The organism is Pedobacter sp. 10L46_2, assembly GCF_056395165.1.
In genome coordinates this window covers 1-9,571 of record NZ_JBFTIZ010000149.1, presented here as the reverse complement: position 1 = coordinate 9,571, position 9,571 = coordinate 1, and the positions used below count along the sequence as shown (strand labels likewise).

The window sequence follows — 9,571 nt, the reverse complement described above, 5'->3', positions numbered from 1 at the left end:
GCATAAGATAGCGCTGCCAAAAAATAAGGTTTTAGTTGAAGCGGGACATATAGGCCGCTCGGCTTACTTTATCCAGAAAGGCATTGCGCGTGCTTATTGCGAAGGAAGGGATAACCAGATCACCTTTTGGTTTGGCCTTGAAGGCGATTTTGTGTTTTCCTATAACAGCTATATAAATGGACAGCCGGGCTACGAGAGCATAGAATTGTTAGAGAACAGTACTCTTTATGAAATTAAAGATGAAGCCTTACAACGCTTATTTTTGGAAAATATAGACCTTGCAAACTGGGGCAGAAAGCTGGCAGAGCTTGAGCTGATTAAGCTCGAAGAACGCTATATTTCCAGATTATTTAAATCGGCGTCAGAATGTTATGCTGAGTTGCTAAAAAACTCACCTAATTTGATCCAAAGAATCCAACTGGGATATATTGCTTCTTACCTTGGCGTTACCCAGGTTACGCTTAGCCGAATCCGTGCAGAAATAAAATAGCAAACTCATTTTTTAACATTTGTAAAAAAATGGCCTGTTAATTCGGCCTAATTTTGCAGAAAAAAAAATTATGAGCTGGATTATTTTAATAATTGCCGGATTGTTTGAGGTTGGATTTACCACCTGTTTAAAGCTATCCAATAACTTTACCAACTTTAAATGGAGTTTGGCTTTTGCTGTTTGTATTTCGTTAAGTTTTTACTTCCTAAATAAAGCCACCCAAACTTTACCAATGGGAACGGCATACGCAGTGTGGACAGGTATAGGAGCGGTAGGAACTGTAATAGTTGGAATATTGTATTTTCAGGAACCTGCCAATTTCTGGCGCATCTTTTTTATCGCAACGCTAATTGGGTCTATTCTGGGGTTAAAATTCTTTGCTGGAAGCCATTAGGTTTTGGGCTTAAGTGTGGTGCAGCAACCTTCGTCATCTCCTTTGATTAACCAAAGGAGATCACGGCCAATGTAAGCCATTAGTTTTTATCAATTGTTGTAACCTGCAGGCCTACCTCGGCGTCATAGCTGTATATGCAGCAACAGCAAACAGATCAAGACCTAATTGCAGAAGTCCTGATGGGTAATACCTCCGCTTATTCGGAATTGGTAAAACGCCATCAGCGCTTTGTATTTACGCTTGCTATACGTTTTGCTAAAAACAGGGAAGATGCAGAAGAAATTGCTCAGGATTGCTTTGTAAAGGCATACAAAGCCTTAGGTACCTTTAAGCAAACGTCTAAATTTTCTACATGGTTGTATACCATTACTTATACCACGGCTATGTCTTTTTTACGGAAAAAGCGAATTGATACACAATCAATACACGGAAATGAAAATGAACTGGAGCTGGAAGGACATAAATCTGATTTGAGTGATAACCTGGCCGAAAGGAAATCTACAAACAAATATCTTGATGAGGCAATTTCTACGCTTTCTAACGATGATATCGCGATAGTTACGTTGTTTTATAAGGGCGAACAAAGTTTAGAAGAAATTGCGGCGGCACTAAATATGCCGGCAAATACAGTTAAAGTCAGGCTGCACAGAGCAAGGGCGCGACTAAAAGAGCGGTTAGAATTTTTATTAAAAGACGAGGTAAAGGAATTATTATGGAATTAAAAGACGAAGAATTAACCAGGTTACTGAAAGGCATGGAGATGGAAGAGCCATCAATGTCTTTTACTCGTAACGTGATGGAGCAGATAAAGCTTGAAAAGCAACCTGTAGCTCTAAAGACACGGGTAGATAATCGAATTATTTATGGTATAGCTGCTATTTTTGGAGCTTTCATTGCAGGGGTTTTTATATATGCAATAGGCAATAGCACTGTTACATACGAACTGCCTAAAGTTAAAATTGACCTAACCGGGGCGGTTGACAAAACCTTGACTCCCGGTTTTTTAACTGCTTTCCTGTTTATAGATGTAGTTATTGCATTGATCTATTTCGATAGTATCCTGAGAAGAAAAAAAGGCAAGAGCCTTCAATAAAACTACTTTATTTCTATAGGGAGTTCCACAAAGGTCTTATCCCAGGCAATAATTAAATTAGCGCCCTTTTCCTGTGATTTAAAAGTAATACACAGTGACTCAACCGTGCTGGTTAGCGTTTTTACCGGAACATCAACTCTTACCAAATCTTTTTCCTGATTATAAGTAAAAGCGCCCCATTTATCAGTCTGTTTATTGATGATAAGTGTCCAGTTGTCTTTATTTGGGATGGCAAATAAGCTATAAGAACCAGCTTTTATCTTCTTGCCGGCAATAACTACGGTCTTATAGAATTTAATTTCTGTCGATTCATTTGCACCTACACGCCATACTTTGCCAAATTGCTCAAGTACACCAAAAATTTCCCGACCTTTTTTTGAAGGGCGAGAATAGACGACTTTGATTAATGGTTTAGAATCGTCCTTAGCCTTTGCAACACTTAAAGGGAAATAAGCAATATCAGCAGGGCTCGAATCAATAGCCGGGAATTTTACATCCTGCGCCATTGTGTTGCCGGCAAATATTGCAAACAGAGCAAAAAGCATTATTTTCTTCATAGGGAGAAGGTGTAGTAAAGAAAAATGTAGTTTAATATTCGCGGCCTTTAACGATTCCGTTTAAGAAAATGGCACCAAAAATAAAACCGACGATACCGCCAAGAATTGCATACCCAAAACTTCCGGAAATGATAAAGGCTGTTAAAATTCCAAAAAACATACCTAAAATGTAGTAAACCCAGTCAAAACTGTTGTTGTTTTCTTGTTCAGTCATTGTTAAAATACTTAGGCCGCAAAGATATTGATTTATTTTATCTGTGTATAATTTATCTCTAATTGTTGGGCAAAAGGCACCTTTTCTCCTAAGCAGATCCCAATCTGATACGAAGCAGATGTAAATACCCTTTATGTGCGGGAGTTTGTATCGCTTTACAGAAAGGGACTTATTTTTCATGGCTATTTACAGTAATTATTCTGATCAGGAGCTCTCAGGCTTATTGAAGTCTGGAGACCAAGTTGTGTTTACTGCTATTTATAACCGGTATTGGGAAAAAATGCAGGGGTTGCCTGGAGCCATACCAAAGATACAGAGATATAGGAGTAAAAATCTTACGATTCGTTCTGAGCATAAACTTCCGAATACGGAGGTATATTACCGCATTAAATTTCGAATCCAGATTAATTTTATCTCAATAATTGGGATGCGGAGGATAAATATTGCTGTTATAATATAAAGATCTTTCCGTCCTCTTACGGAATGTTAGTTAATAAGTGGACAGGGGTCAGGTTCCCTTGTCTATTCCGTTTTTGATTGAAAATAATTTAGGTAGTATGTTGTAGTTCGCCAGGAAGGGAACATGGCGCTAAAGAATACAACTAAGTATTTCTCCAGCTGATTACATCATATTTAGTACGTTTCTGATCTTCATCACCACCATAAATTAAGTGCTTTTTGATAAATAATCCAGTCGTTAATTCTTCAAAATAATCTAACTCTTTAAATAAAGAGGCAGAAATGGTGTGAGTTGCCTTGATTTCAAAAATGTCAAAGCCATTGTGTGTTTTTATTAATAAATCTACTTCCCTACCATTACTTGCCTGCCAGAAGTTATAATCCTGATGGAGATATTGATGATTGTTTTTCTTCTGATATTCGGCAATGATCATATTTTCGAAAAGGTTGCCCTTGAGTCTGTTTTGTTCAAAATCTTCTGGTGTTCTGATGCCTAGCAGGTAATTAAGTAAACCTGTATCATAAAAATAAAGCTTAGGACTTTTTACCAGACGTTTATTGAAATTTTGATGATAAGGCTGTAGCTGAAATGTAATATAACTGCTTTCGAGAATAGAAAGCCATGCTTTTGCGGTAGGTTGCGAAATGTCACATTCGTTAGCCAGCGCGCTAATATTTAACAGTTGCCCAGCACGAGCCGCGCACAAACCAATAAATGTACGGAAAAGGTTTAAATCGCGGATATTTAACAACTCGGTTACGTCTTTTTCTATATAGGTTTGGATGTAATTGGCGTAAAATACTACAGGATCGATTTCTCGGGTGTAAATAGCGGGATAAAATCCTTTAACCGCTGTTTGAGAATAGGAATTTTTCTGGATACCAGCGTTTTTTAATTCAGAAAAATCGAATGGTAAAAGTTTAAATAGAGCTACCCGTCCGGCTAGCGTTTGTGTGATACTGTTTAACAGGTGGAAATTTTGAGAGCCTGATAGGATAAATTGACCCATTTGTCCACTGTCGTCTACGATACCTTGTATATAAGAAAAAAGTTGGGGTACGCGTTGCACCTCGTCAAAAATAACATGCTGGTTATATAGGTTTAAAAATCCAATAGGATCATCTGTTGCGAAGGCGCGTATATCTGGATTTTCTAATGATATATAGCGATATTCAGGAAATAATTCTTTTAATAATGTAGTTTTCCCTGACTGCCTGGGACCAGTTAAAGCGATGATTGGGAATTTATTTTTTTGCAGATGTATATGTCTGGAAATCTGTCGTGTAATAAATTTTTCCATTATCAAATATACGGTAATTTTGAATTTACATGTATTTTATTTTGAATTTGCATGAGATTTATTTTGAATTTGCATGGCTTCTGTTTTGAGCCTAAATAGATGCTCTATAGAATTATTCACAAGGCAACATATTCTGTTGCCTTTTTTGTAATCAACTTTTATCAAGGCTTATTGATGATTGCCACAGTAAGCCGACTTACACAATTCATTTTGCCTTTGTCGCTATAAATCTTGATTTCCCATACATGGGTTTTTGCACCAATATGCAGGGCCTTGCAAATCCCGGTTACAAGGCCGCTTTTTACCGGGCGCAAATGATTTGCATTGATCTCTAAACCTACAGCCACATACTTTTCCGGATCAATACACATATAGGAAGCAACACTGCCAAGGGTTTCGGCCAGCACGACAGAAGCCCCGCCATGTAAAATTCCGGCAGGCTGGTGTGTGCGCTCATCAACCGGCATGGTTGCTGTTAAAAAATCTTCGCCCACTTCGGTGAACTGTATATCTAAAAAGCCTCCCATGTGATTTTTGGGCTGGTTATTTAGCTTTGCCGGTGAAAATTCTGTAAACCAGATCATAAGTACCTTTCTTTAATAATACCAACATGATGCATAATATGGCCTGCCATTACAAAAAGGATTGCTCTTACCGTGATTTGTCTTTCAGAAGCCGTTCCGCTTCTGTTAAGCTCTTTTTCTGTAAACGACTTAATTAAATAAAGATTCGACTTACGTAAATGCGCAAATTCTTCAGAAAGGCTCAATAGACTTCTATCTGAAAAATGAGCGTTTGCTACATAATCATCTTCTTCAAAGCCGGGAAGTGCATGTTGTTCTCCGCGGGCAAAGCACATTAGCCGGTATACAAATACACGCTCAGTATCAATGATATGGCCGATCAATTCTTTGATGGTCCATTTTCCGGGGGCATAGGCGTAATCTGCCTTTTCTATCAACGAGTTTATAAAATCTGGAAATTCGATGGCTTGTTTTTCCAGTAATTCAATTACATCTTCGCCTACAAGCTTAATGTATGTTTCAGCCCAGGCGGGGTACTCATGTGTTTGAGGTCGGTTCATAAGTTATACTGCTTTTTAAAACGATACGAAATGTTGTGCCTTTACCTAATTCAGATTCTTTAACGAATATTTGTCCGCTATGATAGTTCTCGATAATGCGCTTGGTTAGAGATAGCCCTAAGCCCCATCCCCGTTTTCGGGTTGTATAGCCGGGTTGGAAAACGGCATCAAATTTAGATCTTGCAATTCCTTTTCCGGTATCGGTTACATCAATAAAGACCTCTTCTTTGGTCAGATTTTCTATGATATTTATGGTAATTGTGCCTTCGTTTTCGATGGCGTTGGCTGCATTTTTAAGCAAATTTTCTATTACCCAATCAAATAATGGAACGTTCAATAATGCACGCACCTGCTCATCGCCGTTAATGGTAAAGATGATCTTGTCTGATGTGCGCAATTTAAAGTACTCTACAAAATTATAGATAACGGTGTATACCACGTGGTCTTCTACTATTGGTTTGGAGCCTATTTTTGAAAAACGGTCGGTAATTACTTCAAGGCGTTTAATGTCGTTTTCCATTTCGGCAATGAGCGGATCGTCTTCTGCATCGAATCTCGATTTTATCAGTTCAACCCAGGCCATGAGCGACGATATGGGGGTGCCCAGCTGATGTGCTGTTTCCTTAGCCATACCCACCCATACCTGATCCTGCTCTGCCTTACGAGCAGAACTGAAAGCTACATATGCTGTAAGCAGGAATAGGGCAATTACCCCCAATTGTATATAAGGGAAGTAACGAAGCTGTGTTAGGGTAGGCGAATCTTTATAGAAAATCCACCATCGGGTGCCATCCAACCCYGTAATTGGAGTAGGAGGATGCTGTTTTTTCATGGTTCTTAATTCACGTGCGAAATAGGCAGGATCGTAAGTAACGTTTGTCTTTTTTTCGAGATCGTAGTTTGTTTTAGTCGAATCCAGCCCCTGAAAACTAAGGATTTCCATCTTTGTAGAATCCGTCATGATAACCGGAAGCTTGGTATTGGTTCTGATGAGTTCTATCAAACTGGTATAGCGGTCATCATCGTACATAACCAGCGACTGCTCTGTTACTTTTACATAGAGTTGAAGCTGTAATTGCTCCTCCCGCTCCATTTTTTTAACAAAGAAGTCGCTGTAGAAAACAGATGCTGCTCCAATAATAATGGCAAAGAACAGCAAAAAGAACTTCCATCGTCGTTTTTTCTCGTAAGGATTCATAGAATATGAAAAATGCAAATTACAAAAATATATCTTTGCAGTGTTATTATGGAAAAGAAAGTAAGAGTAAGATTTGCCCCTAGTCCGACAGGAGGGCTGCATTTAGGTGGTGTACGTACCGCTTTGTTTAATTATCTGTTTGCTAAAAAACATAACGGAACGTTTGTTTTGCGTGTTGAAGACACGGATCAGACGCGTTTTGTTGAGGGAGCAGAAGAATACATCGTTTCTTGTTTGGAATGGTGTGGGATGTCGCCAGATGAGAGCCCGCAAAAAGGTGGGGAATTTGGGCCGTATCGTCAAAGTGAACGTAAAGCAACCTACAAACAGTATGCGGATCAGTTAATTGCTGATGGCTATGCTTACTATGCTTTTGATACCCCGGAAGAACTGGACGCAAAACGTAAGGAGATTCCTAATTTTACTTACGGATTAGCAACACGCGAAGGGATGCGCAATTCCCTCACACTTAGCGAAAATGAAGTAGCTGAACTTTTGGCCAATAATACCCCGCACGTTGTGCGTATTAAAATGCCTAAAGATGAACTGGTTTCTTTTACAGATCTGATTAGGGGGCATGTAAGTTTTGATACAAATTTAGTTGACGATAAAGTTTTATTAAAGGCCGATGGGATGCCTACTTATCACTTAGCCGTTGTTGCAGATGATAACGCAATGGAAATCAGTCATATTTTTAGAGGCGAGGAGTGGCTTCCGTCTGCTCCAATACATATCTTGTTGTGGCGTTACCTTGGATGGGAAGATATAATGCCTCAATGGATTCATTTGCCACTGATATTAAAACCAGATGGGAACGGAAAACTAAGTAAGCGTGATGGCGACAGATTAGGCTTCCCGGTTTATGCACAAAACTGGACTGACCCAAAAAGCGGTGATTTAACCAAAGGGTTTAAAGAACTTGGTTTTATGCCTGAAGCGTTTGTGAATTTATTGGCAATGCTTGGCTGGAATGATGGTACAGATCAGGAATTGTTTTCTTTAGCAGAATTAATTGATAAGTTCTCGGTTGAACGTATAAGCAAGGCCGGAGCAAAATTTGATTTCGAAAAAGCCAAGTGGTATAACCATGAATGGATTAAAAATGCTGATGCCCAAAAATTATTACCTACAGTAAAAGCAGCATTTGCGGATCAAGGTGTTACGGTTAAAGATGATGCTTATTTGCTGAAAGTAATTGATTTGGTTAAAGATAGATGTAATTTGTTGAGCGACTTTGTTACTCAGGCCGCTTACTTTTTTGTGGCCCCTGCTGAATATGACCTGGCTGCGGTAAAACCAAAGTGGACAGCCGAGAAGGCTGCATTTTTTGATGCGTATACTTTATTGGTAACCGATCATGCTACTGCTTTAGAGTTAGAAGAGAAATTTAAAGAATTAGCTGGCACACATCAATTTAAACCGGGGGAGCTAATGCTGCCACTTAGAATAATGCTTGTTGGTGGTAAATTCGGTCCCGGCGTATTTGATATTGCCCTTGTTTTAGGGGCAGCTGAAACTGTGCAAAGAATAAAGAATGCATTGACTGCGTTTAACTAATTATTTTGTAATTTGGTATGACAATTGTCTCGGATTCTTGTCTTATCAAATTAAAAAATAATTATATGCAGTGGTTCGGAAAAGGAAGTGGTAATATCGACGATAGAAGGGGTATGAGTGGCGGCACCATTGGTGGTGGCGTTGGTATTATCATTGTAGTTTTAGGTCTTCTCTTCGGAAAAGATTTGACAGGTCTGGTTAGCCAGTTGCCTGTAAATAATGTGACACAATCTGAGGGTAAACAAGGAGACCCGACTGATGCGGAAGGTAAGTTTGTGGATGGCGTTCTTGAGTCTACAAACCAAGTCTGGGAACAGCAATTTCAAAGCCTGGGACAGGAATACGAAAAGCCAAGAATGGTTTTGTTTACCAATATGGTACAGTCGGCCTGTGGAAATGCAAGCTCGGCGGTTGGTCCATTCTATTGTCCGGGAGATCATAAAGTATATATTGACCTGTCCTTTTATCAGGATCTAAAAGACAGATTTGGTGCCGCCGGTGATTTTGCACAAGCTTATGTAATTGCTCATGAGGTAGGCCATCACGTTCAGAATTTGTTGGGTATCTCTGATAAATTGCAAAAGGCCAGAGGGCAGGTAAGTGAGGTTGAGTACAATCGGTTGTCTGTTAAACTGGAATTACAGGCGGATTTTCTTGCGGGCTTATGGGCACATCATGCTCAAAACTTAAAAGACTTTAAATTAGAAGAGGGAGATATTGACGAAGCTTTAAATGCAGCGAATGCAATAGGTGATGATAAATTGCAGAAACAGGCTCAAGGAGAGGTTGTTCCTGATGCATTTACTCATGGTACATCTGCACAAAGAATGTATTGGTTTAAGAAGGGATTTGAGACCGGAGATATTAACCAAGGGGATACATTCAGTTCAAAACAATTATAAATAAGCTCGCAGGTTTGCAATTTTTTTGATATATATATAAGTTTAAACGCTTAATATTATCAAGAGTTGTATAACTTTAGAACAAAACTATTATACAAATTATTTTGCTAATGCTATTTAGAAGCTTATTCCCCTTTAATAATGATATTAATTGTAGATGATACGCCAGAGAACCTTATCTCTTTAAAAAGGGTTCTTGAAAGGCATAATTTTGAAGTTGATACCGCATCCTCAGGTGAAGAAGCTTTAAAAAAAGTTCTTAAGAATGAATAYGTCCTGATTATTTTGGATGTGCAAATGCCCGGGATGGATGGCTTTGAAG

At 38.9% G+C, this 9,571-nt stretch carries 13 protein-coding genes; 7 read left to right on the top strand and 6 right to left on the bottom strand.

Annotation, left to right across the window (positions count from 1 at the left end):
- From AC1DDX_RS16265 to AC1DDX_RS16250, 4 genes are all read left to right on the top strand, one after another.
- Positions 1–490 (top strand): Crp/Fnr family transcriptional regulator (locus AC1DDX_RS16265; protein WP_477622271.1); only part of this gene is annotated, 490 nt, incomplete at its 5' end.
- 70 nt (positions 491–560) lie between these two features.
- Positions 561–884 (top strand): DMT family transporter, encoded by a 324-nt coding sequence (locus AC1DDX_RS16260; protein ID WP_172662307.1) that lies wholly within the window; start codon positions 561–563, stop codon positions 882–884.
- A 134-nt stretch (positions 885–1,018) separates the two neighbouring features.
- Complete coding sequence (locus AC1DDX_RS16255; RefSeq protein WP_172662306.1) at positions 1,019–1,606, top strand: RNA polymerase sigma factor; 588 nt, start codon at positions 1,019–1,021, stop codon at positions 1,604–1,606.
- Positions 1,597–1,977 carry a hypothetical protein gene (locus AC1DDX_RS16250; protein ID WP_288881249.1) on the top strand — a complete coding sequence of 127 codons (381 nt, stop codon included), beginning with the start codon at positions 1,597–1,599 and terminating at the stop codon, positions 1,975–1,977. The genes AC1DDX_RS16255 and AC1DDX_RS16250 overlap by 10 nt, the downstream gene beginning before the upstream one ends.
- A 2-nt stretch (positions 1,978–1,979) precedes the next feature.
- Here AC1DDX_RS16250 and AC1DDX_RS16245 read toward each other — a convergent pair whose 3' ends face one another.
- The 6 genes from AC1DDX_RS16245 to AC1DDX_RS16220 all read right to left on the bottom strand — a co-directional run bounded on the left by AC1DDX_RS16245 (position 1,980) and on the right by AC1DDX_RS16220 (position 6,790).
- Positions 1,980–2,534: a DUF2911 domain-containing protein gene (locus AC1DDX_RS16245; RefSeq protein ID WP_337717059.1), complete on the bottom strand. Its 555-nt coding sequence runs from the start codon at positions 2,532–2,534 to the stop codon at positions 1,980–1,982.
- Positions 2,535–2,565: 31 nt separating this feature from the next.
- Positions 2,566–2,928, bottom strand: a complete 363-nt coding sequence (locus tag AC1DDX_RS16240; protein WP_246269685.1) for a hypothetical protein — start codon at positions 2,926–2,928, stop codon at positions 2,566–2,568.
- Between the two features lie 422 nt (positions 2,929–3,350).
- Positions 3,351–4,508, bottom strand: a complete 1,158-nt coding sequence (locus AC1DDX_RS16235) for an ATP-binding protein (protein ID WP_172662303.1) — start codon at positions 4,506–4,508, stop codon at positions 3,351–3,353.
- A 161-nt stretch (positions 4,509–4,669) separates the two neighbouring features.
- Complete coding sequence (locus tag AC1DDX_RS16230) at positions 4,670–5,092, bottom strand: hotdog fold thioesterase (protein WP_172662302.1); 423 nt, start codon at positions 5,090–5,092, stop codon at positions 4,670–4,672.
- The gene (locus tag AC1DDX_RS16225) at positions 5,089–5,592 is read right to left on the bottom strand and encodes a DinB family protein (protein ID WP_288884272.1); all 504 of its coding nucleotides are present in this window, start codon (positions 5,590–5,592) and stop codon (positions 5,089–5,091) included. The genes AC1DDX_RS16230 and AC1DDX_RS16225 overlap by 4 nt, the downstream gene beginning before the upstream one ends.
- Positions 5,570–6,790: a sensor histidine kinase gene (locus AC1DDX_RS16220; RefSeq protein ID WP_172662300.1), complete on the bottom strand. Its 1,221-nt coding sequence runs from the start codon at positions 6,788–6,790 to the stop codon at positions 5,570–5,572. The genes AC1DDX_RS16225 and AC1DDX_RS16220 overlap by 23 nt, the downstream gene beginning before the upstream one ends.
- A 48-nt stretch (positions 6,791–6,838) precedes the next feature.
- On the opposite strand from AC1DDX_RS16220, the gene gltX reads away from it, so the two are divergent.
- From gltX to AC1DDX_RS16205, 3 genes are all read left to right on the top strand, one after another.
- Entirely contained in the window at positions 6,839–8,347 is a 1,509-nt protein-coding gene (gltX, locus tag AC1DDX_RS16215) for a glutamate--tRNA ligase (protein WP_337717057.1), read from the top strand.
- 65 nt (positions 8,348–8,412) lie between these two features.
- The gene (gene ypfJ / locus AC1DDX_RS16210; protein ID WP_288884270.1) at positions 8,413–9,249 is read left to right on the top strand and encodes a KPN_02809 family neutral zinc metallopeptidase; all 837 of its coding nucleotides are present in this window, start codon (positions 8,413–8,415) and stop codon (positions 9,247–9,249) included.
- A gap of 141 nt (positions 9,250–9,390) precedes the next feature.
- Positions 9,391–9,571, top strand: a 181-nt coding sequence (locus AC1DDX_RS16205; RefSeq protein ID WP_477622270.1) for a response regulator, incomplete at its 3' end; no start/stop codon positions are given.

Coding starts and splice junctions, on each gene's coding strand:
- AC1DDX_RS16245 (WP_337717059.1), bottom strand. CDS start 2,534: ATGAAGAAAATAATGCTTTTTGCTCTGTTTGCAATATTTGCCGGCAAC.
- AC1DDX_RS16260 (WP_172662307.1), top strand. CDS start 561: ATGAGCTGGATTATTTTAATAATTGCCGGATTGTTTGAGGTTGGATTT.
- AC1DDX_RS16230 (WP_172662302.1), bottom strand. CDS start 5,092: ATGATCTGGTTTACAGAATTTTCACCGGCAAAGCTAAATAACCAGCCC.
- AC1DDX_RS16240 (WP_246269685.1), bottom strand. CDS start 2,928: ATGAAAAATAAGTCCCTTTCTGTAAAGCGATACAAACTCCCGCACATA.
- gltX (WP_337717057.1), top strand. CDS start 6,839: ATGGAAAAGAAAGTAAGAGTAAGATTTGCCCCTAGTCCGACAGGAGGG.
- AC1DDX_RS16255 (WP_172662306.1), top strand. CDS start 1,019: ATGCAGCAACAGCAAACAGATCAAGACCTAATTGCAGAAGTCCTGATG.
- AC1DDX_RS16250 (WP_288881249.1), top strand. CDS start 1,597: ATGGAATTAAAAGACGAAGAATTAACCAGGTTACTGAAAGGCATGGAG.
- AC1DDX_RS16235 (WP_172662303.1), bottom strand. CDS start 4,508: ATGGAAAAATTTATTACACGACAGATTTCCAGACATATACATCTGCAA.
- ypfJ (WP_288884270.1), top strand. CDS start 8,413: ATGCAGTGGTTCGGAAAAGGAAGTGGTAATATCGACGATAGAAGGGGT.
- AC1DDX_RS16225 (WP_288884272.1), bottom strand. CDS start 5,592: ATGAACCGACCTCAAACACATGAGTACCCCGCCTGGGCTGAAACATAC.